Annotated in this window: 12 protein-coding genes and 6 tRNA genes; 6 read left to right on the plus strand and 12 right to left on the minus strand. The window is 34.9% G+C overall.

What is annotated here, in order from left to right:
• The first annotated feature begins 3 nt into the window (after positions 1 to 3).
• The 6 genes from SD960_RS16725 to SD960_RS16750 all read left to right on the plus strand — a co-directional run bounded on the left by SD960_RS16725 (position 4) and on the right by SD960_RS16750 (position 14,535).
• The gene (locus SD960_RS16725; RefSeq protein ID WP_318804909.1) at positions 4 to 3,687 is read left to right on the plus strand and encodes a response regulator; all 3,684 of its coding nucleotides are present in this window, start codon (positions 4 to 6) and stop codon (positions 3,685 to 3,687) included.
• A 90-nt stretch (positions 3,688 to 3,777) separates the two neighbouring features.
• Complete coding sequence (locus SD960_RS16730) at positions 3,778 to 4,626, plus strand: neutral zinc metallopeptidase (protein WP_318804910.1); 849 nt, start codon at positions 3,778 to 3,780, stop codon at positions 4,624 to 4,626.
• Between the two features lie 468 nt (positions 4,627 to 5,094).
• A complete protein-coding gene (locus SD960_RS16735) occupies positions 5,095 to 6,939 on the plus strand; it encodes an endonuclease (RefSeq protein ID WP_318804911.1) in 1,845 nt (614 codons plus the stop codon).
• A 774-nt stretch (positions 6,940 to 7,713) separates the two neighbouring features.
• Positions 7,714 to 11,367, plus strand: coding sequence for a phosphoribosylformylglycinamidine synthase (gene purL, locus SD960_RS16740; RefSeq protein ID WP_318804912.1), 3,654 nt, complete (start codon positions 7,714 to 7,716; stop codon positions 11,365 to 11,367).
• Between the two features lie 789 nt (positions 11,368 to 12,156).
• Positions 12,157 to 12,588, plus strand: a complete 432-nt coding sequence (locus tag SD960_RS16745; protein WP_318804913.1) for a hypothetical protein — start codon at positions 12,157 to 12,159, stop codon at positions 12,586 to 12,588.
• Positions 12,589 to 12,756: 168 nt separating this feature from the next.
• Positions 12,757 to 14,535, plus strand: coding sequence for a long-chain fatty acid--CoA ligase (locus SD960_RS16750; protein ID WP_318804914.1), 1,779 nt, complete (start codon positions 12,757 to 12,759; stop codon positions 14,533 to 14,535).
• Between the two features lie 55 nt (positions 14,536 to 14,590).
• On the opposite strand, the gene SD960_RS16755 is transcribed toward SD960_RS16750, so the two are convergent.
• The 12 genes from SD960_RS16755 to SD960_RS16810 all read right to left on the minus strand — a co-directional run bounded on the left by SD960_RS16755 (position 14,591) and on the right by SD960_RS16810 (position 24,466).
• Positions 14,591 to 15,688 carry a slipin family protein gene (locus SD960_RS16755; protein ID WP_318804915.1) on the minus strand — a complete coding sequence of 366 codons (1,098 nt, stop codon included), beginning with the start codon at positions 15,686 to 15,688 and terminating at the stop codon, positions 14,591 to 14,593.
• 516 nt (positions 15,689 to 16,204) lie between these two features.
• A tRNA-Ser gene (locus SD960_RS16760) sits at positions 16,205 to 16,263 on the minus strand.
• A gap of 299 nt (positions 16,264 to 16,562) precedes the next feature.
• A tRNA-Leu gene (locus SD960_RS16765) sits at positions 16,563 to 16,635 on the minus strand.
• 37 nt (positions 16,636 to 16,672) lie between these two features.
• Positions 16,673 to 16,755 (minus strand) — tRNA-Tyr (locus tag SD960_RS16770).
• Between the two features lie 5 nt (positions 16,756 to 16,760).
• Positions 16,761 to 16,833, minus strand: a tRNA-Pro gene (locus tag SD960_RS16775).
• Between the two features lie 93 nt (positions 16,834 to 16,926).
• Positions 16,927 to 16,999, minus strand: a tRNA-Asp gene (locus tag SD960_RS16780).
• 20 nt (positions 17,000 to 17,019) lie between these two features.
• Positions 17,020 to 17,092 (minus strand) — tRNA-Asn (locus tag SD960_RS16785).
• A 69-nt stretch (positions 17,093 to 17,161) separates the two neighbouring features.
• Positions 17,162 to 17,362 (minus strand): hypothetical protein, encoded by a 201-nt coding sequence (locus SD960_RS16790; RefSeq protein WP_318804916.1) that lies wholly within the window; start codon positions 17,360 to 17,362, stop codon positions 17,162 to 17,164.
• 474 nt (positions 17,363 to 17,836) lie between these two features.
• Complete coding sequence (locus tag SD960_RS16795; protein WP_318804917.1) at positions 17,837 to 22,906, minus strand: DUF4132 domain-containing protein; 5,070 nt, start codon at positions 22,904 to 22,906, stop codon at positions 17,837 to 17,839.
• Positions 22,907 to 23,074: 168 nt separating this feature from the next.
• Positions 23,075 to 23,509, minus strand: a complete 435-nt coding sequence (locus SD960_RS16800) for a hypothetical protein (protein WP_318804918.1) — start codon at positions 23,507 to 23,509, stop codon at positions 23,075 to 23,077.
• Between the two features lie 134 nt (positions 23,510 to 23,643).
• On the minus strand, positions 23,644 to 23,931 hold the full coding sequence (locus SD960_RS16805) for a hypothetical protein (protein ID WP_318804919.1): 288 nt from the start codon (positions 23,929 to 23,931) through the stop codon (positions 23,644 to 23,646).
• Position 23,932: 1 nt separating this feature from the next.
• Positions 23,933 to 24,466 (minus strand): hypothetical protein, encoded by a 534-nt coding sequence (locus SD960_RS16810; protein ID WP_318804920.1) that lies wholly within the window; start codon positions 24,464 to 24,466, stop codon positions 23,933 to 23,935.
• Positions 24,467 to 24,742 lie beyond the last annotated feature (276 nt).

Raw genomic sequence — 24,742 nt, forward strand, 5'->3', positions numbered from 1 at the left:
ACTATGGTAGAAAACTATAGTTTTTTTAACTCATCGATTTTAGGAATCGCCAATTTTGGTGATGCCTTAAAATCGATTATGACAAATTGGTTTGTTTTTAAATCAGATATTATTTTCTACAACAATCCCAAACTCATCGTTTTGGGGCTGTCATTATTCGGTTTTATAGGTTTATTGATTTATCAGTTTTTTAGAATTAAAGCCAAAATTGGCTACTTCATCGAAAAAAAATTAGAAAGCGAAACAGCACATCGGGAATATCAATTGTATGCTTTATTCTTTGGTATTGCAACTATCGTAATTGAAATTATCAATGAAATATTCAAGATTCGGCCACGAAGTTTATTAGTTTTTAATATAATTATCGGGTTTTCAGTTTTACTGCTTTATTTAATTACAGATAAAATAAAATTTCTACGGGACCGGACCCAGAAAATTTTCATTATTTCCTTCTTAATTTACCTTGCTTACGTTGCCCGTAACATTATATATCTGCAAAATGATGTTATCCCCATTATTACTTTTTTACTTTCATTTTTCTTCTCCTACAGTATTTTAAAACCCATAAAAATTTATTGGACTTTCGTTTCAATCGTATTTTTATACCTGATTATAACCTTAGTTTTCCATGTAATTCCATTAAAATCATCTATTTTACTCATCAATTTTTGTATTATAATTTTCATTCTAAATCACGTAAATTATGCCGTTTTACTAAACAACAGAGATAATTTCAGGTTTACAAACGAAATCGTTCATAAAGGAAATTCATTAACGATTGCTACAAATAAAAAAGGCGAAGTATTATTTAGCAGCGAAACCATAACAACAATTTTAGGATATTCTCCAGACGAAGTAATGGCAATGGAATTTTGGAAATTAACTGAAGATCCGGAATTTATCAGAGAAAATTATCATAAAACTTATATTGATAATAAACTCTATATTCGAAAACTAAAAAGTAAAAACGGCGAATTCAAATACATTCAATGGAAAGATAAAAAATTTTCTAATGATTTAATTATCAGCATTGGACAAGACGTTACGGAGCAAATTATAGTTCAGGATCAATACAAAAACCTGATTCAGACCGCGACCGATATTATTTTTGAAATCAATGTTGACGGTTATTTTACTTTTATCAATGAATTTGGATATTCTATTTTGGGTTATTCCGAAGAAGAAGTGATTTCGCATCATTATTCCAATTTTATTCATGAAGATTACATCAAAAATGCCGTTGATTTCTATGAAAATTTAGAACAAAATGAACTTAATTATCCCACCATTGAAATTCCGGTTATAAAGAAAAACGGCGAGGAATTATGGATTTCACAAAAGGTTATTATTCGCAAAAATGATTTGGGCGAAACAAATGGCTACGCCGGTATTGCAAGGGATATTACGGAGATAAAAAACATCGAAAACGAGAAAAAAAGACGTCTAGAGAAAATTGAAGCCTACAATAATTCGACCAAAAAATTATCGACTACAGATTTTCGCGGTTACAGCGATTTGCAAACCGTAATTGATTTTATTATTCAGGAAGCGGCAACAGTTTCTAAAACAAACAGAGTTAGTTTTTGGAAATATTCCAACGACACCATAACATGCCGAAATTTATTTAGTTGGGACAATCAAAGTTTGAGCGATAAAAACATTCTTGATAAAGAATCTTATCCAATCTATTTTGAAACTTTAAAAAGCAAAGCCATTATCAACGCTTCTGATGTATTTAACAAATTGGAAACATCTGAATTTCAACAAGTTTATTTCATCAAAAACAAAATAAAATCAATGCTCGATGTTCCGATTTTTTTAAACGGACAACTGGCAGGAGTTGCCTGTTTTGAAAGTACCGGGAAAAAAAGAGAATGGGACAATGAAGACATTAATTATGCGAGAACAATTTCGGATGTAATTTCACTCGCAATTTCTTCTCAAATGAGGCTTAAGGCAGAGAAAAAACTGGAACTTAAAAGTGAATTACTATCGGCTTTGGCACTTTGTACAGAGAAGTTTTTATTGAGCAAAAGCCCACAAAAAATGTTTCAGGAGACTTATGAAATTATTGGAAAGGCATCAAAAGTAGATCACATTTTTTATTACGAAAAAAATTTTGAAACCAATACCATTAGCCAAAAATACAAATGGACACGAGAAGGAATTGAACGTCAAATAACGAAACTGCAAAATTTTACCGAAGACAATTTAAAGGAAATTATCTGGCACTCTCAAAATAAAAAAGTTTTAAGCACCTTAACCCGCAATCTGGAAGATACCTACTTTAAAAATTTACTCGTTACGAATGATATTAAATCGATATTGATTTTGCCTTTGTATGCCAATAATAACTTTTCGGGTTTTATTGGTTTTGATGATTGTACGCGGGAAAGAAAATGGTCTGATGATGAAATTTATATCTTTCAGACACTTGCCAATAATATTTCATCGGCGTTAGACCGAAATAGAAATCAGGCCAAAATCAAGGAAAGTGAAGACGCCATAAAAGCAAAAGAACTGGCGGAAGCGGCGAATAAATCTAAATCGGATTTCCTGGCCAATATGTCGCACGAAATACGAACTCCGTTAAATGGAATTATTGGTTTTACACATTTGCTTATGAAAACGAATCTTGAAGAAATTCAGGAAAAGTACATGACAACCATCAATCAATCAGCGCATTCATTACTTGAAATCATCAATGATATTCTTGATTTTTCTAAAATTGAAGCCGGAAAACTGGAGCTTTTTATTGATTTATACGACATTCAAAAAATACTGGGACAAATATTTGACTTAATTATTTTTGAATCTAACCAAAAAAATCTTGATCTCGAATTAAATGTCGATCCCAATGTTCCAAAATATATCTGGACAGATATTGTGCGATTGAAACAAATTTTGATCAATCTTTTGTCTAATGCCATAAAATTTACCAACGAAGGATCTATAAAACTAAACGTTTCGGTAATCGAAAAAAAATCAGAAGAAAATTATATTCTTCGTTTTTCAGTTGTTGATACCGGAATTGGAATATTAGAGCAAAATCAGAAGAAAATTTTCAAGGCTTTTTCACAAGAAGATAGTTCTACAACGAGAAAATTTGGAGGAACAGGTTTGGGACTTACAATCTCGAATCAATTACTGGCTTTAATGGAAAGCCGTTTGCAGCTTGAAAGCAGAATCAACAAAGGAAGTAATTTTTATTTTGATTTGAATTTGAACATTAGTCATAAAAGTATCAACGAAAAATACAAGGAAATCCTAAAAAACAGAAATCCTGATTATGCATTGAACTATTATCCTAATCAAAAAAAACTGAATATTTTGATTGTTGAAGATAATAAAGTAAACATGCTCCTTTTAAAAACAATTGTAAAAAACCTCAACTTAAATACTATTATTTTTGAATGCGAAAATGGCTATGAAGCTGTAAATCAAATTGAAAACATTAACCCTGATTTAGTTTTTATGGATATTCAGATGCCAATCATGAATGGTTATGAAGCCACAAAAGCAATTAGAAATACTTTAAGCGGAAAAAATATTCCTATAATTGCTGTTACGGCAGGCGCCGAGAAAGATGAGCGAAACAAATGTATTTCGGCCGGAATGAACGATTATATTTCAAAACCAATCATCCGCGGAACTGTGGAAGAAGCTTTATCTAAATGGATAAAATAATAAAGTAAATCATTTTAATAGAACATATTTTACAAAAAAATATATAAATTCGTACAACAAAATTTATAAATAACTTTTAATATAACAAATATGAAATGGCTAGGCAGAAGACAAAGTGATAACGTAGAGGACAGAAGAGGACTTTCTGGAGGAAAAGTAGCCGTTGGTGGTGGAGTTATTGGTATCATCATTTTGTTGTTAAATGTTTTTGGAGGTGAAACTGGCCAAACTATTGGAAATGTCTTAGAGCAAGTCCAAGGCGGCCAACAGCAAACTGAAGCTGCTGCACCATTAAGCAAGGAAGATGAGGAAATGGGTAACTTTGTGAGGGTAATTCTGGCTGATAACGAAGATATCTGGAGTAAAATATTTCAAGAAAACGGAATGACTTATAAAAACCCAAAATTGGTGCTTTTTAGAGGTTCTGTTCAAACGGCTTGCGGCGGAGCTTCATCGGCGTCGGGACCATTTTATTGTCCAGGAGATCAAAAAGTATATATGGATTTAGGTTTCTTTGAGGAGCTTAAAACAAAATTTGGTGCCAAAGGTGGCGACTTTGCAATTGCGTATGTTATAGCGCACGAAATTGGGCATCACGTGCAAACCTTATTAGGAACCTCGGCTAAAATGCATCAGGAACAAGAAGGAAAAAGCGAAGCAGAAGCCAATAAACTTTCGGTTGCATTAGAATTGCAGGCAGATTTCTACGCCGGAGTATGGACACACTACAATCAGAAAAATTTAGATACTGATGATATCGACGAAGCTTTAAGTGCTGCAAACGCTGTTGGCGATGACGCCATTCAAAGCAAAATGAGCGGTCAGGTTGTTCCGGACTCCTTTACTCACGGAACATCAGAGCAAAGAATGTATTGGTTTAAAAAAGGTTTTAAAACCGGCGATATCAAACAAGGAACTACTTTTGAAGAAATTCGATAATACAACAAGCCAAATATAACAAACCGACTAAAAGCATGATTTAAACGTCATGCTTTTTTTGTTTTTTTGAACCATATAAGTGATATAAGTTCATTTAAAAGAAATCTTGATAGTCTTTTGTTTATTCTTACTGCTAGCCCGTTTTGTGATTTCCGCGAAGGATAAATCTCCGCAAGTAGCTCGACAAAGATTGTCGATTTTGTTTGTAGAGTTTATCGCAAAGATTTCTCCTGCGTTGAAATGACAAACAGTATATCAATAGTTACTTTAAAAAAAATACTTAGTTCCTTGTATCTTCGTGGCAAAAAACACAACCGTAAGAAAATATATCTAAAAATAATCATTCCTTAACTCAGCGTATTCATAAAAGTAGTAGATTTGTTACAATAACAAAATTAAGCTTCTCATAATCAATTTATTGAAAAGTCTATTTTGAAGTATTTTCAACCAAACCTAAAAACTATTTTTATGAAAAAATTGTACTCTTTCTTATTACTATTACTTTTTACAGTCAGTTTTGCGCAGATTCCGAGTGGCTATTACAACACTGCAACGGGAACAGGTTATACTTTAAAAACACAATTATACAACATTATTAAAGGTCATACCGACAACGGCTATGCAGGTTTGTATACGACGTATCAAACTTCTGACGTTGATAATTTTTACGAAAATGACGGAACAGTTCTGGACATGTATTCTGAAAATCCATCAGGAACAGATCTTTATAATTATTCAACCGGAACAACGCAACGCTGCGGGAGTTATTCTGTAGAAGGTGATTGTTACAACAGAGAACATATTATTCCGCAATCGGTTTTTAATGAGTCATCGCCAATGGTTTCCGATGCGCATTTTATTACGCCAACGGATGGAAAAGTAAACGGAATGCGTTCCAATTATCCGCACGGCACTGTAAGTTCTGCAACCTATACGTCTCAAAACGGAAGCAAATTAGGATCAAGTTCTGTTTCGGGATATTCGGGAACTGTTTTTGAACCTGTAAATGCTTTTAAAGGCGATATTGCGCGAATGTATTTTTATTTTGCAACACGTTATGAAAATACGGTTTCAGGATATTCTTTTCCAATGTTTGACGGTTCTGCTAATAAAGTATTTACAACAGCTTTCTTAAATGTTCTTTTGGCGTGGCATGCACAAGATCCTGTAAGTGCGAGAGAAATTGCGAGAAATAATGCTATTTACGGACGTCAAAATAATAGAAATCCATATATCGATCATCCGGAATATGTGAATCAAATTTGGGGCGGAACTTCTTCAACAGATTCTCAGGCGCCAACTGCTCCAACGAGTCTGGCTTCGACATCAAAAACTTCAACATCAATTACACTTGCGTGGAATGCTTCGACAGATAATGTAGCCGTTACAGGTTATGATGTTTATGCCAACAGCGTTTTCAAAACAACAGTTTCCGGACTATCTGCAACGATAACGGGTTTAACGGCTTCGACAAATTATTCTATTTATGTAAAAGCAAGAGATGCGGCCGGAAATACTTCTGCATCAAGCAGTACAATTGCCGTAACAACTAACAGCAGCGGAACCGGCGGAACGGCAACAGATTTACTTTTCTCTGAATACATAGAAGGATCCGGAAATAACAAAGCACTGGAAATTGCTAATAATACAGGAAGTTCTGTGAGCTTATCGGCCTATACAATTAAAAAACAAACCAATGGCGCAGGTTCGTGGAGTACTGGCTTGGCTTTAAGCGGAACTTTAACCACAGGAAGTAAATTCGTGATTGTAAACAGTTCCATTTCTTCGACTTGTTACTCGACTAGTGCCGCGAATATTTCAACATCGGGAACAGAATTAATGTTTAATGGAAATGATGCTGTAGGCTTATTCAAAAATGACGTTTTAATTGACATTATTGGAACTTTTAGCGGCGGAACGGCAAACTTTGCTATTGATGTTACTTTAAGAAGAAAATCGACCGTAACTTCTCCTTCAACCACTTTCAATTTAAATTCGCAATGGGATTCGTACACCACAGATACTTGTAATAATCTGGCAAGCAAAATTGCAATTCCAAACGACGAAAAAATTGTTGATTCTGACGAAATTGTAATTTATCCAAATCCTTCTGATGGAAACTTTTATGTTGGTTTTGATAATTTAGATACGACTTATTCCATTGAAATTATTTCGTTTACGGGACAAAAAGTTTTGGAAAAACAAAATACTACTGATGCTGCAATTTCGGTAAGTAATCTTTCAAAAGGCATTTATATTGTACAAATCATTACCGATTCGAAAACAATAATTAAAAAGATTGTAATCAATTAATTTTTTCACCATATAAATGATATAAGAAATTGAAGCTGCGGGTTTATTTGCTCGCGAAGTCGCAAAGTTTTATTTAGTCATTTATTTTAAGATTTTATGAATTGCCTCCAGCTTTAGCTGGAAGTTTAGAGATAAATTATAAAAGGCTTTAGCCAAACTAGACTGGTTTGGCTAAAGCCTTTTCTTTGAATTATTTTTTCATCCAGCTAAAGCTGGACGCTATCCAATTTTAAATATTAGTCTTTGCCGAGGTTAAAATTAAAATTTATTTTTTGCCACAGATTATGAGATTAAAATGATTTTTTTTATTTTATGTCATCTCGACGGAGGAGAGATCACACAAGGAACTCTACAAAGATTGTCGATTCAGTTTGCGGAGTTTCTAGAGTGATCTCTCCTCTGTCGAGATGACAAACACTACGATTAACTTTGTGTCTTTACGAGATTAAAAGCCTAAATTAATTTTTCACGCAGATTTGGCAGATTTAGCAGATAAAGAAACTGAATAAAAATTTACGCAGATTTATAATCAATTTAATCTGCTCAATCTGCCAAATCTGCGTGAAACAAAAAAACTTTCCGCCTTCGCTCCTTTGTGGCAAAAATTCCAATCCATTTAAATCTGCTCAATCTGCCAAATCTGCGTGAAACAAAAAAAACTTTGTGCCTTCGTGCCTTCGTGGCAAAAACTTTAAAAGAGTTTGTTTTCAAATTTGCGCTTGCTATTTATTTAAACTAAATTTGCACCTTCAATACAACAAACTACACATCACAATGATCCATTTCTTTGAAAACCAAAGCAAAACTGTTTTTGCCGTACAAACGCAAAACGAAATTTCGGCTCAAGACATTTCAAAATTAAACTGGCTTTTTGCCAACTCCAATAAGATCGAGAAATCCGCACTGTCGGATTTTTTTGTTGGTCCACGTGCCACAATGATCACACCCTGGAGCACAAATGCTGTAGAAATTACTCAGAATATGGGTATTCCGGGCATCATCAGAATTGAAGAATTTTTTCCGGCAACGGAAGATTTTACTGATTTTGATCCGATGCTTTATCAAAAATTCAATCAATTAGATCAGGAGATTTTCACGATCAATGTTCAGCCGGAACCCATTCTGGAGATCGATGATATTGCGGCTTACAACAAAGTTGAAGGTTTGGCTTTAAGCCAGGAAGAAGTTGACTATTTAGATAATCTTGCTGTAAAAATTGGAAGAAAACTTACTGATTCTGAAATCTTTGCTTTCTCTCAGGCAAATTCAGAACACTGCCGTCACAAAATTTTCAACGGAACTTTTGTAATTGATGGCGAAGAAAAAGAAACTTCTCTTTTCAAATTAATCAAAAAAACATCACAGGAAAATCCTAACGATATAGTATCTGCTTACAAAGACAATGTTGCTTTTGTAAAAGGACCAAAAGTGCAGCAGTTTGCACCAAAAACAGCTGACAAACCAGACTTTTATGAAGTAAAAGAATTTGATTCTGTTATTTCATTAAAAGCAGAAACACACAATTTCCCAACAACAGTTGAGCCTTTTAACGGAGCTGCAACAGGTTCTGGAGGAGAAATTCGTGACCGTTTAGCCGGAGGACAAGGTTCTTTACCTCTTGCCGGAACTGCAGTATACATGACTTCATATTCTCGCTTGAACGATGGCAGAAAATGGGAAAATGCTGTTGAAGAAAGAAAATGGCTGTACCAAACACCAATGGATATTTTGATCAAAGCTTCGAACGGAGCTTCTGATTTTGGAAATAAATTCGGTCAACCGTTAATTACAGGTTCTGTTTTAACTTTCGAACATGAAGAAAATAACCGTAAAATTGGTTACGATAAAGTAATCATGCAGGCGGGTGGAATTGGTTACGGAAAACTGGATCAATCTATTAAAAAGAAACCACAAGAAGGCGATAAAATCGTAATTCTGGGTGGAGAAAATTATAGAATCGGAATGGGTGGAGCTGCGGTTTCTTCTGCAGATACCGGAGCTTTTGGTTCAGGAATCGAATTAAATGCAATTCAGCGTTCAAATCCTGAAATGCAAAAACGTGCTGCAAATGCCATTCGTGGTTTTGTAGAGAGCGATCATAACCCAATTGTTTCTATTCACGATCACGGTGCGGGCGGACACCTAAACTGTCTTTCTGAATTAGTGGAAGAAACGGGAGGTTTAATCGATTTGGATAAATTGCCGGTTGGTGACCCAACACTTTCTGCAAAAGAAATTATTGGTAACGAATCTCAGGAAAGAATGGGATTGGTTATTGGTCAAAAAGATATTGATGCATTGCAAAGAATTGCCGACAGAGAGCGTTCGCCAATGTATCAGGTTGGAGACGTAACGGGAGATCACCGTTTTACTTTCGAATCAAAATCAAATGGTTCAAAACCGATGGATTATGCTTTGGAAGATTTCTTTGGAAGTTCTCCAAAAACGGTTATGACAGATAAAACTATCGACAGAAAATATGCTGATGTCACTTACGACGGCGCTAATTTCGAAAGCTATTTAAAAGATGTTTTACGTCTGGAAGCTGTTGCTTCAAAAGACTGGTTAACGAATAAAGTTGACCGTTGTGTGGGCGGAAAAGTAGCCAAACAACAATGCGCAGGACCTTTGCAATTGCCTTTGAATAATGTTGGAGTTATGGCTCTGGATTATTTAGGTAAAGAAGGAATCGCAACTTCTATTGGCCACGCTCCTATTGCCGCTTTGATTGATCCTGTTGCGGGAAGCAGAAATGCTATTGCAGAATCATTATCAAACATTATCTGGGCGCCAATAAAAGATGGTTTGAAAGGTATTTCATTATCTGCCAACTGGATGTGGGCTTGTAAAAACGAAGGTGAAGATGCTCGTTTGTACGCTGCTGTTGAAGGCTGTTCTGAATTTGCAATTGAATTGGGAATCAATATTCCGACAGGAAAAGATTCACTTTCAATGAAACAAAAATATCCAAATGATGAAGTAATTGCGCCGGGAACGGTAATTATTTCTGCCGGAGGAAACTGTACCGATATTAGAAAAGTGGTTGAGCCTGTTTTACAAAAAGACGGAGATTCAATTTATTATATCAATTTGTCTCAGGATGATTTCAAACTAGGAGGTTCTTCTTTTGCACAAATCAGAAACACCATCGGGAAAGAAACTTCTACTATAAAATACGCTTCTTTCTTTAAAAACGCTTTTAACACGATTCAGGAATTAATCGGCGAAAGCCAAATTTTAGCAGGTCACGATATCGGAAGTGGTGGTTTGATTACTACTTTATTAGAATTGTGTTTTGCTGATGTGAATTTGGGTGCAAAAATTGATTTTAGTGCTTTCGCAGAAAAAGACCTATTGAAAATTCTTTTTGCTGAAAATATCGGAATTGTTTTCCAGGCTAAATCTGATGCAACTGTTGAAGCTAAATTAAACGCTAACAATATTGAGTTCTTCAAATTAGGAAAAGCGACAACTACAGAGACTTTAGACCTTGGACTTTGGACTTTAGACATAAAAAATTACAGAGATATCTGGTTTGAAACTTCTTATTTATTAGATCAAAAACAATCTAAAAACGGAACTGCAAAAGCACGTTTTGACAACTATAAAAATCAGGCTTTAAATTATACTTTCCCGACTCATTTTACTGGAAAAGCGCCTGTAATTGATGCTTCAAAACCAAGACCAAAAGCGGCTATTATTCGTGAAAAAGGAAGTAATTCTGAGCGTGAAATGGCAAATGCAATGTACTTGGCTGGATTTGATGTAAAAGATGTTCACATGACCGATTTAATTTCTGGTCGTGAAAATCTTGAAGATATTCAGTTTATTGGTGCTGTTGGAGGATTCTCTAACTCAGATGTTTTAGGTTCTGCTAAAGGTTGGGCCGGAGCATTTTTATATAACGAAAAAGCAAAAACAGCATTGGATAATTTCTTTAAAAGAGAAGATACTTTATCTGTCGGAATTTGTAACGGTTGTCAGTTGTTTATGGAATTGGAAGTAATTAATCCGGAGCATGAAGTTCACGGAAAAATGCTTCATAACGATAGTAACAAACACGAAAGTATTTTTACTTCTGTGAAAATTCAGGAAAACAATTCGGTTATGTTATCAACATTGGCCGGAACTACTTTGGGAGTTTGGGTTTCTCACGGAGAAGGAAAGTTCAATTTACCAATGGGTGAAGAAAACTACAACATTGTTTCTAAATACGCTTACGAAGGATATCCTGCAAACCCAAATGGTTCTCATTACGACGTAGCCATGATGTGCGATAAAACCGGAAGACATTTGGTTACAATGCCTCATATTGAGCGTTCGACTTTTCAATGGAACTGGGCGCATTATCCAAAAGACAGAAATGACGAGTTTACGCCTTGGCACGAAGCTTTTATCAACGCCAGAAAATGGATTGAGAAAAACTAATATATTACTAAAAACGCTCGAATTTATCGGGCGTTTTTTTTTGCCACAAATTTCACGAATTAGCACGAATTAAATTAGTGGAAATTAGTGTAATTAGTGGCGAAAAAAACATAAAATGCCCCAGCACTATCCCTAATAGCTGAGGCATTTTTATTTAAAACCTTTTGGTGCCGAAGCAACTCCTGTTACAACATTTGATACATTTAAAGCAAACAACCCCGAAGCCGTCGTATCTTGTTCCCCAAAAAAAGATTCTCCACGATTGTATTGCTAAACAATACATCTCTTGCCCTCCGACCAACAAGCCTGAGTCAATCGCTGCAACGGTCCACCAAGGTTCTGCATCTGGTGGCGGCGTCTTTTTTTAATAAAACGCCTCCACAAATTTGAGTATTAGTTCCACACTTACTCATTTTATATAAAAAGCAGTTTCAATATTTAAGAATAATGTCTGTTTATTTTACGCTTCTGTTTAATAATTTTAGCGAGGTAAAACTACTATTTACCTCAAAGAATTAATAAGGGAATTTCCCTTTTCTTATAGGGGAAAATTCCCCTTTTTCATTTCTTCGAAAAAACAGTTCTGAGATTTCATAAACTGCATAATTCAGAAAAATCAGAAGAATATCAGTTACTTATTCAATAAAAACCTTCTGAAAATAAAAAGTTTAAAAAAACGCATTCATATTTATTTCCGATTTCTTTTTCTATTGAAATTTGAACTATATTCGCCAAAAAGTTCCTGCCACGAAAACTTTTTTAACCCAAAAACATTAAAACCTACATACAATGAAAATCCTAAGAATACTTCTTATTGCATTATTTTTTATTGCGACAAAATCTCATTCCCAAGTTCACGTAGATGCAATTAATTACAAAAATCATGAACGTTATATAACAACTACACTTAATTATCCGGTTCCGGGAACGTATTTGCCAATAGGCCAAAAAGCGCCAAGTACGGTTTTAAACCCTGATGGAACGGGCGTTATCCAGAATGCAGATTTAAGTAAAAGTAAAATTAACTGGGGAATTGAATGTACCGATGAAGGTACGCCGATTTTTAAAGAAGGATTTAATAGTGCCTCTTATACTTTTTGGTACAGAATTACAGACAGCGAAGAGTGGAATTACACGCAGCTTTCTATACATTTCCTTAAGAAAAGAATGTTCCTGATGGGAGAAAGAGTAAAAGAATATGAAGATTATAACGTACAATAGTTATTGATTAATTTAAATATTTCTTTGTTTTTTCTAAATTTTGCTACAAAAAAGAAAACGTTTTCGTTGATTTTCAATAGTACCTATAATTTTTCCCATAAAATTTGATAAAAATAAAAATTGTACCTTATTTTTATTTAATTTGCAGTAAAATTCAATATATTAAACATGGTTTCAATCACACGCCTTTTTGATTTTCCTTATTATCAACAAGAGACTTATAACCTTCCGGTTGCTTTGGCAACTAAAAAAAACGGGGTTTGGGAAAAAACATCCACTCAGGAATATATTGCAAAAGCTAATGCTGTTTCGAGAGCATTATTGCGCATGGGTGTTCAAAAAGATGACAAAATTGCTTTAATTACTTCTAATAATCGTACGGAATGGAATATCATGGATATTGGTATTTTACAAACGGGAGCACAAAATGTTCCTATTTACCCAACAATTGCCGAAGAAGATTACGAATATATATTAAACCATAGCGGCAGTATTTACTGTTTTGTTTCGGATACCGAAGTATTGCAAAAAGTAAATGCCATAAAAGCGAATGTACCTACTTTAAAAGAAGTATTTACATTTGATGAAATTGCAGGCGCCAAACATTGGTCTGAATTATTGACTTTAGGAGCAGACGAAAGCAATCAGGCTGAAGTTGAGGCTTTGAAAGACAGCATTAAAACAGATGATTTAGCCACAATAATCTACACATCCGGAACTACAGGAAAACCGAAAGGAGTTATGTTGTCGCACAAAAATATTGTGTCGAATGTTTTAGACAGTGCGCCAAGAATTCCGTTTGATGCAGGAAAAAGCACCGCTTTGAGCTTCCTGCCTATTTGCCATATTTTTGAAAGAATGATTTTGTACATCTATCAATATTATGGAGTTTCGGTTTATTTTGGTGAATCGATTGATAAAATTAGTGATAATTTAAAAGAAGTGCAACCAACTGTAATTACAGCTGTACCAAGACTTCTGGAAAAAGTTTACGATAAAATTTATGCCAAAGGCGGTGAATTAACCGGTATTAAGAAAAAACTATTTTTCTGGGCTATAGATTTAGGTTTAAAATACGAACCATACGGAGCCAATGGTTTCTGGTATGAATTTCAGTTAAAAATTGCGCGTAAACTTATTTTCAGTAAATGGAAAGAAGGTTTGGGTGGAAAATTAGATTTAATGGTTTCCGGAAGTGCTGCATTACAGCCACGTCTAACAAGAGTTTTTGCTGCTGCAGAAATTCCAGTTATGGAAGGTTATGGTTTATCTGAAACATCGCCGGTAATCGCTGTAAACGATCAGAGAAACAAAGGTTTCAAAATTGGAACTGTTGGAAAAATCATTCGCAACGTTGAAATAAAAATTGCTCAGGACGGTGAAATTCTTTGCAAAGGACCAAACGTAATGTTAGGTTATTTTAAAGATCCTGAAAAAACTGCCGAAGCTTTGCAAGACGGTTATTTTCACACGGGAGATATCGGAGAAATTGACAAAGAAGGTTTCCTTAAAATTACCGATCGTAAGAAAGAGATGTTCAAAACTTCGGGTGGAAAATACATTGCACCTCAGCTTATTGAAAACGCGATGAAACAATCTCGTTTTATTGAGCAGATTATGGTAATTGGCGAAGGCGAAAAAATGCCTGCAGCTTTTATTCAGCCCAATTTTGAATTCGTAAAAGAATGGGCAAAATTGCATAATGTAACTTTAGGAAGTTCTAACGAAGAAGTCATTAACAACGAACAAGTTAAAAAACGCATCGACGCTGAAATCGAAGAAATCAACAAAAAATTCGGACACTGGGAACAAATCAAACGTTTTGAACTTACTCCGGATGTTTGGTCTATCGACGGCGGACAACTGACTCCTACTTTAAAACTGAAGCGTAAAATTATCAAAGAAATCTACAAAGATCTTTACGCTAAAATATACGGTCAAAATTAAATAAATCAAGATAATACAAACCAACGGAAAACGGCTGTCGATTGACAGCCGTTTTTTATTTCACGAAGATTTCCTTCAATTGTCCGATCACGTTTCCACCGCCAGAAATTGTGATTTCTCCAATTTTATCGGCGATTTTCTCCACGTATTCCATCTCTTTCAACTTCCACAACATTTCGTTTTCTTCCATCAGCTTTGCTGTATTTAGTAAACTTCTTGTTGCGGCGGTTTCTTCTCTTCTCATAATACTGTTGGCCTGCGCTTTTTTCTCGGCAACCAAAACCTGATTCATGATTTCTTTCATATCGCCAGGCAAGATTACATCACGAATTCCGGCATCAGAAATAACCAAACCTAAGTCAATTATTTTAGCTGTTACTTCAGCTAAAATCGCCTCAGCAATTGAGTCTTTTTTGGCCAGCAATTCATCCAAAGTCAATCCTCCAACAAAAGCTCTTAAAGCCAATTGCATGGCTACATACAATTGTTTATCAAAGTCTTTGTTATCGACCAGCGCTTTCATGATATCAACAACCTGGTATCTCACAAAAAAGTTGATTCTTAATCCTGCTTTATCTTTGGTCAACAATTCCTGACCTGAAATTTCTACTTGTTGCTGTCTCGCATCAACCGTTTTAACTTCGATCGTAATCGCGTTGTTCCAAAAATAATGTGTTCCGGCTTTTAGTTCTTTCACAAAAGTTCCGTTTACAAATAGCAAAGCTTTATCGTTGCTGGAAACAATGAATTTTCTAATAAAAAACCTCAACTTAGCATTTTCTAATAGATTTACTGGAATCTTTTCCGTAATATCAATTTTAGAAATGTCTGCTCTTATAAATTCATTCTTTACTACTCCTCTCCAAAAGGCATATCTTCCAGCAGTTAAAACTTCTTTAAAGTTTCCGTTTACGAATTGCAATACGATTTCATTATCTGCAACCTCAATAACTTCCAAAATAGAAGCCAATACTTCGTTTTCCAACAAAATATTCAATTCCAATAGTGCTTGAAAAGATGCATTCATATCGTAAAGCATTACATTTTTGTTTCCAAAAATCCAGTGCAAACCTTCTTCCAATACATTTACTAATTTCCTGTTTTCGAATACCAAACCCACTTGGTACGCTTCGATTTTAATTCTTTTTATCATAATATTTTTGTTTCAGGTTTTTTAAAAAGTTTTCTTTGTTTCAGGTTTCAAGTTTCAAGTTATGAAACCGTTGAAAACCTATATTCTTTATTCTATATTCTAAAGTCAATTCTCTATATTCTATTCTCTTTATTCTATTCTCTTTATTCTATTCTCTTTATTCTATTTTCTCTTTTCTAAATAAAAAAACCTCCTTGCCTTTCTCCTCCAATAAAAACGGACGAAACAGTTTGTGGCTTGTTTACTCTAATTGTTTGCGATTCTATTTTGAAAAAGTGATTCTAAATTCTAAAAAAATCACGAAGACAATCAAACCGAGAAGAAAAAGAGCAATTCAAAATACATTGCTGTTCGCACTGGTTTTATAATGAGTGTGAAACTCCGGATCCCCAAATCCTTGTTTCACTGACAAAGACAAATCAGTTTTTTTCAATGAACATCTTTTTAAGAGTGATGTGCTCTGTTAAACAGATTTACAGTCTGTTGGTGATTCACCACTCATCCAACCGAACTTAATCGGTGCAGGATTCGAACCTGCGTAGCCTTTCTATTGCTCTAACCAGACTGAGCTACCGCACTACTGCGAATGGGAGTCGAACCCATGACCCATAGAGTGGGATAGTTTTTTGGCTAACTTTCCAAAGCCTTCAAATCAAGTTGCATAGAAAAACATAATACGCTTTCGCGAAAAGTTCCCTACAATGGTGCTATACAGAAACACGCAACAAGACTTGTTTGATATTGTAAATCAAAGTTGCCTTTGATGTAATTCGATTTTTAAAAGAACATTTTTTATTTCCTCAGCAAATATTCAAATGATACTGCGCATTTATTTTGCGTAGTCAATAAAACACTCAAAGTGACTTTTATTTAGTGCAGGAAGAGAGATTCGAACTCTCAAAATACTGATTCTAAGTCAGCTGCGTATACCGTTCCGCCATTTCTGCATTTAATTTAATATTCAGGATTTAAACCTGAAATTTGTGGAAATAGTAGGATTCGAACCTACTCAGTCAAAGACAACGGTTTTACAGACCGCCCTAACTCTCCAGCTTTAGCGTATTTCCATTTGTCTGGGAAACAGGACTCGAACCTGCAACCTCCTGCATCCAAAGCAGGTAAACAGCCAATCGTTATCTTCCCAGATTTCTAAAATTCTGAGTTGCTAAGATTCTAAGTTCAAAGATTTAAAAAACTTAGCGTCTTAGAATCTTAGTCACTTAGCAACTTCAAATTAGCGGCCCATACGGGAGTCGAACCCGTTTCTCCCGAGAGACAGTCGGGAAGGTTAGCCAGTAACCCCAATGAGCCAGTTCCTTCTAGAGAACGAGCGATTTCGAAAGGAATCGAACCTTCAACCTATTGATTAACAGTCAAGCGCTCTGCCAATTGAGCTACGAAATCATTTATTTTGGGCATAAAAAAAGCACCCGGTTAAAGGTGCTTCATGAGATTAATACGATATAAATTATCCTATTGCCTGTATTCATGCACCTGTATTGTTAAACATCCAAGATCAAAACTCGGGTTTAGCAGTTGTTCGTTATATATGTTTTTATTGAAAGCCATTTTATATGTTGTATTATATTTTGAAATCATTGTTGTTATTTGAAATTCTCTTTTGAAATTTTCTTCGGCAAAGATAATGTCGAAAAAATGAATTATCCAAATCATTTTGAAATTATTTTATTGATTATCAATTAGTTAACACTAAAAATAAACCATAAAAATCCCTGTCCGCATACTTATGCAGATCTCTTTTTTATCAAATGACTGTCTCTCATCAGATTACTTTTCAAGATTATATTTCGCTATTTAGTCTAATCATTAAACATTTGGTCCATTATTTTTTTAATTATTTTTAGTTAAAGGTTATTTTTTATCATTTCAAACTTCTTTTTTATCAGAATGAGCCAAATTGAGTTCTTCTTTTTTATGATCAAAAACAAAAAAAGCGTCCCAATTAGGACGCTTTTATATATTTATGTTGAATTTGTAACTACAATTTACACTTCAATTCATTAAAATACATATCACATCCTGAACCTTTAGCCGGAAGAAATCCCGCTAAACAATCGCTGTATTGTCTTACTGACATATTGATATGTATATATTTTATTTTCATTTCGAGTGCAAATGTAAATGTTTTTACACAAAAACCTTATCAATCTGACTTAAAATCGTCGGATCCTGAATTTCATCATCTTTTGCAAACAATAAAACTTTAGACATTACCTCAGCCGATTTTGGATCATCATCTGCAAATGGAAGGAACAAACGGCCTCTGTGCTGCGAGTGAATTGGCAAAACAGATAAATATTTACCCGGAAGCTGATGCACGACGGCACTTCCCAGATGAATGCTGTACTCTCCCATTTTTCCTTTTACAATGGCATGATTTTGTTTGATCTCCACATTTTTGATTTTAAACAATCGCAATGTTTCTCTTAACAGAACGGCTCTCATTTCGATAGAAGAATGACTCGCTTCCGGATCAACACCGCCAACGTGTGCCACGCTTACCACTAAATCAATATCTCGCATTACCTCTGAAAAAATCCTCGGATTTAAATCTTCAAACGCAATGTTTTTATAATCTTTTAAAGAATGAAATTCAATAGTTTCCAATGTTGGACTTTCGACATCTGCCGGTGAAAACCAGTCTGCCATCGCATACATTTTTACCTGATAGCCTTCTTTATGAAAAACTTTCTGCAATCCTTCTTCGTAATCTACTTTCCAGCCTCTGGTTTTTAATAAGGCCAAAGTTTGGTTGGGCTGTACCTGATGTCCCGCGTATCTTCTTGAAATTGATTTTTCTTTTAATTCATCTGGAGTTGGAACGTATAATTCCCTGAAAACCTGCTTAAAAGGCTGCTGTAATTTGTTATCAAAACAATAGCTTTGGTAATCTATCCAAACGCTGTTTTTATGCAGATCGAAACAATGTGCAATTCTAAAAGTCTGTTTTTCGTTTACTGAAATTACTTCACCTAAAGCTGTCACCAGACTTCCTTCAATAAAAAAACCAATTTTATCATCATTAGAGATGAAAACCAATTTTTCAAGATGTTTTGAAATAATCGGATGCTCAAAAAGATTTTGCATTTCGGCATACAAAAATTCATCGCCGCGAATCATACTTTCTTCCAAACCTTTTCTGGAACGCGTCCATTGTTCGCGCATTGTTTTTCTGTAATTTGTTAATTCCAGAATCCCTTTGTCTTTTTTGTATTTTGCCGGAATTGCTTTTAATTCTTTATTATCCTTAAAAGTCACCAAATCAGCTTTTCCTTCTTTATTAATGACAAGACTAATGGTTACATCATCTAGTTTTACTTCGGTTTCTTTTGATAAAATGTTCTGAACCTGTTTCGTTTCCATTGCCCAGGTCAAACGAACGGGATCCGGATAACCTGCATTTCTGGCTAAGTTTTCTAACGCTACACGAATGGCCAAAGCTTCGCTCGCCTGTTTCATTGAACCAAATTCTTTGCTTTCTTTTTTAAATTGTTGTAAATATTCGTAGCGCGCCAAAATATCTTTTTCTGGACCTGTTTTACTCAAAGGCACTAATCCGTATACGCGCAGATAATCCTGATCGCGTTTGTCTTTTACTTTGGCAGTTACTTCTCTGATTTTCAAATCGCCGGTAATCGTGTCGGCATATAATCTGGCACGGCGGTGTCCGTTTCCGTCGGTTACGTATTTTGCAGCTTCATACAGCATTTCCCATTTGGCTTTTCCTAGTTGTTTGTAAGCCGATACAAACCAGTTTTTATCCACTGCTCCATCTTTAAAATCCTGTAAATCTATCGATGAAAACTTCGCCATTTCGCTTTCCAGTTCCGAATTTTCGGCGCTGTAAGCTGCTGTTTTTGTGTGCGCATGAAACCACCAGATTCCTTCATCAAGACCCTTCCAGTTTAAATAATTACTGATGAACTTTTGCCATTGCGGTGCATAAATAGCTGCCTGAATCAATCTTTCTTCAGAGATTTTGGCTTTTTCAATTGCATCGTTAAAAATTTCCTGCGTATCAGTAGCCAGCGGATAACATCTCTTCAATAAATAACTAAACAGTTTTTGCTTGGTTAATTCGGTGTAACTCCACGAATAAATATAGCCTTTGTACAAACTTGCTTTGCCAAGAGCCGTAAGCATTTCGACCAAACGATTGATACCGAATATCTTCTGGAAACTCTGCACCAAATGCGTGACAGAAGTATTTGAGTCACCTCTTTTTACTTCGACATCTAAAAATGTTTCGCGGATTTTAGCAATCATCGGAATCAAGAATGGAAAACTTTTGGTCAATTCTTCACTTCCAAAATGCCTGTAATGTTTTGTTTCGCCTGTTAAAACAGAGATCCTGTCGCTTTCTAAAATACCTTCGTACAATTCTCCTTCGGTAATTAAATTTTGATCAAAAGCAACGCAATACAAGTGAATTGGCGGCTTCGTCAAAGCAATATTTCTTTCTAATCCGTTTTGCTGTCTCCATCGGTGTAAATTCCAGACTTTGGCATTTTGTTCTTTGGTTAAATCCGTTAAGTCGATTTTGTTCAGGTAAACATCAAAAAAGCCCTGATTCTGCCAGCCGTTTCCATTATCTGAATTATAATAATATTCGTCTTTTGATGGTTTATATTCAAACTCTAAAACCGATTGTGGAAGAGCTGCATACAAAATGCTGCAGGCGTCAATTAAGAAATCGGCTTGTTCTTTAAATGAATATTTTAATTGTAACGCATTTAAAATCTGCAAAATAGCATTATCCCAATCATAACCTCTTTTGTTTTGGTGCGGCAGTAATTCTTTAAAATAAAAAACATGTTTTTCGAGGAAATCACGCCAAATTTTTCGGTCGCAATTGCTTATCAGCGTCATTAAAAACAAATCTCTTTCGGTTAAACCTGAATTTTCAAACCAGCCCGACCAAACTTCATACAACGGATAATTTGTCGCCGCCATTTCAGGATTTTTGTCATCTTTCAGGTTTTTTACCGGCCTAAAACTATTCGCCAGTAAAACAGTCGATTTGCTGTTGTCGTAGTTTTCGATTTCGTATTCGTAATTTTTGTTTTCTTCATACAATTTATACAATTTAGAAATCTCAGCTTGTATATGTGACATCGATTTTGAGAAACCGTATTCGTGTTCTTTAACCGATTTAGCATACAGCGAATCTGCCTGAAGTTTTGGCAAAGCATAAGCCGAAACTTCCTTTGGTATATAGAAACCGAATCCGTTTTCTGCGCTTAGAATATTTTTCTTTTTTGAAGGTTCTAACTGTTCGATAAATTTGGTTTCCTTTTCGGTAATTTTTGGTAGGGCCGAATATATCGCAACCCAGTCATTTACCTTATCCGTTAGTTTAGCACTTTTCTGCAATTGCAGCATCAAATCTAAAACCGACATACGCTGTTCTAAATCACCTTTTTCTAATGTATTTTCTACAAACGAAGTTATTTTTTGATCTTCCTGTTTTAGTAAAATTGCGGTTAGGTTTTTCTTTAAATTAGAGTTTTTACGTTTGTATAATTCCTGAAAAATAACCAGCTCTTCTTCGGTTAAACTCAAATTATTTAAGGTATTGATTGCCGAAGCTACCAAAGATTCTCCCCTGTCTTTCAAAATTCTAAGGGCAAAATTTCGTTGAAAATCAGTTGGTTCTTTTTTCTCTTTTTTACCATCGTTTTTTAGGCTGTAAAAAGAATAACAATAATAATCTCCCAAAATTTCTCTCGTAAGTTTTTCTCTTAAATTGAGAGCAAAACCTTCAAAATGATTCAGGATAATTTCTAATCTTTCGTTGTTATCACCAATCAAATTTATCGCTGCCGAATACAATGCGTCTTTCTCAAACTTGGCATTTAGCCACGAAAATACTTTTCCTTCAAAAGTTTTTTCTTTTTCAGTTATCGTTTGTGCGAGATTATAGACTTTATGGAAGAAATTAGGATAATCTGCATTTTCAGTATAATATCTCGATTTGGCATTGGCTTCCAGCAAAGCATTCAATCTCGGAAGTGTAAATGCCAAAACCTGAAGATTTTCATCATCCAGCGCTTTAAAATACAATGGCATTTCGATATACGGATCGTTTGTTTCTCCGGCGAATTTTAAGGCCAGGGATTTCTTTTCGATGGAACCTTTTTCTAATAATTCATGCAGGTACGGAACGGTTTTTTCGATATCAAAAACACCCTGAACCCAAAGTGCCATATAGACTTCATTATTATTTTTACTTCGAACGCCGTTTGGAATAGTTTCCGGATTTGCGAAATAACCCGACGCCAGATTGATGATATTACGAACCGTAGTTTCTTTTTCAGAATCCCAGCCCAAACCGGTCCAGGTATCGATACCGCGCACAACCGATGAAAAACGGGTTAATTTATGCTCAATAATCACGTTAATCATATAGTGCAAAGCACCAATACTGGTTTCGTCCAAAGCTTCCAGGACCGTCTGGCGCAAACCTTCCTGACGCTGTGCGGCAAGCAATAGCTTTTCGACCAGTTCCCAGCTTTCTTTTTTCTCGCTGTTTAAAAGTGCTTTGATGATGTTTCGCGATACTTTTCCTCTTGGGTCTTTGTTGAAAATAATATCTTCAAAAAGTTGAAAAAGATTTTCTTTGTTCAAATCTATCGCAGCCGACCAAATCATAAATTCATTATTCGAATTTTGAATCTCGGTATCATAACGAATTTGATCTTCAATACTTAAATCATAATGAAACGTACTGCTGTCCTGATAACTGTAAAGCTGCGGACCGTTTAACAGCGAACGCAGAAAATTAACCTGATTAACCAGTAAATATTTTGTATTGTTTGGAGCCCTGAAAGAACGTCTCGTATAACCGCTCTGATACATTTTTTGAGGCAGTCTGTTCCAGGCTTCTTTTACGTAAACCGTATTTTCTTCGCCAAAAAAGTAAACCAAAAGATCGTAGTAATTTTTATCTTCCCACATTTCTCCGTTTACCCATTTTTCGAATACGGTACATTCTTTTGAACCCAAAGAAATATAGGTGCTGTAATAATTGTCTTTGAGTTTTAAAAGCTCCACGCCAAACTCAGCCACTTCTTTTTTAAGCTTTGTTTTTAATAATAATTTGGAAACCAGATTGCTGTTTACAATTTCCTCCAGTTCCTTTTTAAATTTCTTAATTGGATTTTCTATTATTTTACTTTTCAGAAGATCTTCTAGCATATATTTTAGATTTTAGATTTTAGAGTGTAGATTTTAGAGTTTAGAGAATAGAATATAGAGTATAGATTTTAGAATATTCTCTACTTTATAAAATTGATTTTTGATATTGACATTGCAATTGACATTGCCAATGATTTTTAACTTTTAATTCTAAATTTTTAATTGACTTTACCAGTAGCTCCCCGCCAAAAAGGTAAGCCTTATAAAAGTGATGGATTTATTTTGAGACAAATCGATTTCTTCGGTTAGAGATTCGAGTTGGTCATCGCCGTAGAAAAGAGCATACAAACCGTCCTGAAAAGCGACGATGGCGTTTTCCTGCGCGACGGCAACATTGACTTTATTGTGATTGTACACGGCTCCGAAACCTACTTTTCCGGTATCGGTTAAAATGGGAAGGTAATTTTCTTTTGGAAGATGAATCGTGTCCTGATCTTCCCACTCAAATGAAGAAGAATGAAAAAGCGCTACCTGATGTTTTACGATTAATTCTAAAAAAGTACGAACCGAAATTTGGGAAGCAGAAATATCTAAACTGATTGTTTTTTCCTGAAGTATGGGATGCTTTTTCCCTAACTGCTTGACGGAGATGCTTATATTCATTTTTTAGTGGCATTTATTTGATTCTGTAAAATAATAAATTAAAAAATAAGATTATACTGCGATGGCTTATTAAAATGTTAAAAAAATATGGTGAAAAGTTGAGAATTAAAGTAGTCGTTGTTGAGCTTTATGAGTTATGAGCGTTTGGTTTTGTCTGAAAGAGAAAAGGTTGAGTATTTGGAGAAGTTGTTGCGAGGGAAATAGGATTCTTTGCCAAAACTCGTTTGAAGATCTTCCTGCTTTTTTGAACTGTAACTCGCAATTCGGATATTTTTTTTGGCGTTTTTGTGAATTTTAGTAATCAATCCGGCAAACAAATCGTTATCGGGATTCTCAAACGGAACTTCTTTTAAGGTTTTTAAAACCTTAATACAGGCATTCCATTCGTCTTCACTAAAAGCATAATTTTTATTTTCTTCCATTTTATTCGTCTAAAAAGTCTTCTAAAAATCCTATGAATCGTTTTCCATCAGCAGACCATCGCATTCCCTGACCGTTTTCTAATCGTATTTCGTACACCAAATCGTGTTTGTAATGGTAGAAAATATTCCACCATGTTTTATGACCCAAAAAATGATGTGTCAATTTTTCGACCATCAAACGTTTTTGGCTTGGGCTTCCTTTTATTTCTCCCAGAATACTGTCTTTTTTTCTGCCCGAATGTTTTTCCCAGGCTCTTTCGACAATTGTAATCTCGCTGTTAAAAGGCTGAAAACAACTTTCTAAAAGGATTTCTTTTGTTGGAGGAATCCCGCTTTCATCGCGTCGGCTCGCCGAAGTTAATCTTTGTCCTAAAATAAGCAAAATAATTTCGAAAGGTGTTTCTTGTAATGCTTTACTAAGATTGGGTTTCAATTGATCTGAATGGGTGTAAAATGCTTTTAAAACCTTTTCAAAGTAAAACACATTTTCTTGTATCGAAACGATAATTTCATCTTTAAAATAGGGTTTTCTCAAAATTTCTGTCTTTTGATTGTGGAAGAAAATCAGATTTGCAGAAAAAAGATACAGATTTTCATCGGTTAAAAATTGGACGTATTTTGTTTTCCAGTCTTTGTTCAAGTCGGGAATTATGGATTTTAATTCGTTAAAAAACAGAGTTGGGTTCATATCGTTCTTCTCAAATGTCCCGATGGGACATGCAATTAAATTATCATTTTTTTTTTTCTACCGACGAGTTGTCCCGATGGGACATTTATTTTTTTTTAGTTTTTGATTGTCCCGATTGGACGT

The organism is Flavobacterium sp. MMLR14_040 (genome assembly GCF_033657265.1).
In the GTDB taxonomy this organism is placed as follows: domain Bacteria; phylum Bacteroidota; class Bacteroidia; order Flavobacteriales; family Flavobacteriaceae; genus Flavobacterium.

Bases quoted from the DNA above. Each gene is read 5' to 3' on its own strand.
- SD960_RS16725 (WP_318804909.1), top strand. From the start codon at position 4: ATGGTAGAAAACTATAGTTTTTTTAACTCATCGATTTTAGGAATCGCC.
- SD960_RS16730 (WP_318804910.1), top strand. From the start codon at position 3,778: ATGAAATGGCTAGGCAGAAGACAAAGTGATAACGTAGAGGACAGAAGA.
- SD960_RS16735 (WP_318804911.1), top strand. From the start codon at position 5,095: ATGAAAAAATTGTACTCTTTCTTATTACTATTACTTTTTACAGTCAGT.
- purL (WP_318804912.1), top strand. From the start codon at position 7,714: ATGATCCATTTCTTTGAAAACCAAAGCAAAACTGTTTTTGCCGTACAA.
- SD960_RS16745 (WP_318804913.1), top strand. From the start codon at position 12,157: ATGAAAATCCTAAGAATACTTCTTATTGCATTATTTTTTATTGCGACA.
- SD960_RS16750 (WP_318804914.1), top strand. From the start codon at position 12,757: ATGGTTTCAATCACACGCCTTTTTGATTTTCCTTATTATCAACAAGAG.
- SD960_RS16755 (WP_318804915.1), bottom strand. From the start codon at position 15,688: ATGATAAAAAGAATTAAAATCGAAGCGTACCAAGTGGGTTTGGTATTC.
- SD960_RS16790 (WP_318804916.1), bottom strand. From the start codon at position 17,362: ATGATTTGGATAATTCATTTTTTCGACATTATCTTTGCCGAAGAAAAT.
- SD960_RS16795 (WP_318804917.1), bottom strand. From the start codon at position 22,906: ATGCTAGAAGATCTTCTGAAAAGTAAAATAATAGAAAATCCAATTAAG.
- SD960_RS16800 (WP_318804918.1), bottom strand. From the start codon at position 23,509: ATGAATATAAGCATCTCCGTCAAGCAGTTAGGGAAAAAGCATCCCATA.
- SD960_RS16805 (WP_318804919.1), bottom strand. From the start codon at position 23,931: ATGGAAGAAAATAAAAATTATGCTTTTAGTGAAGACGAATGGAATGCC.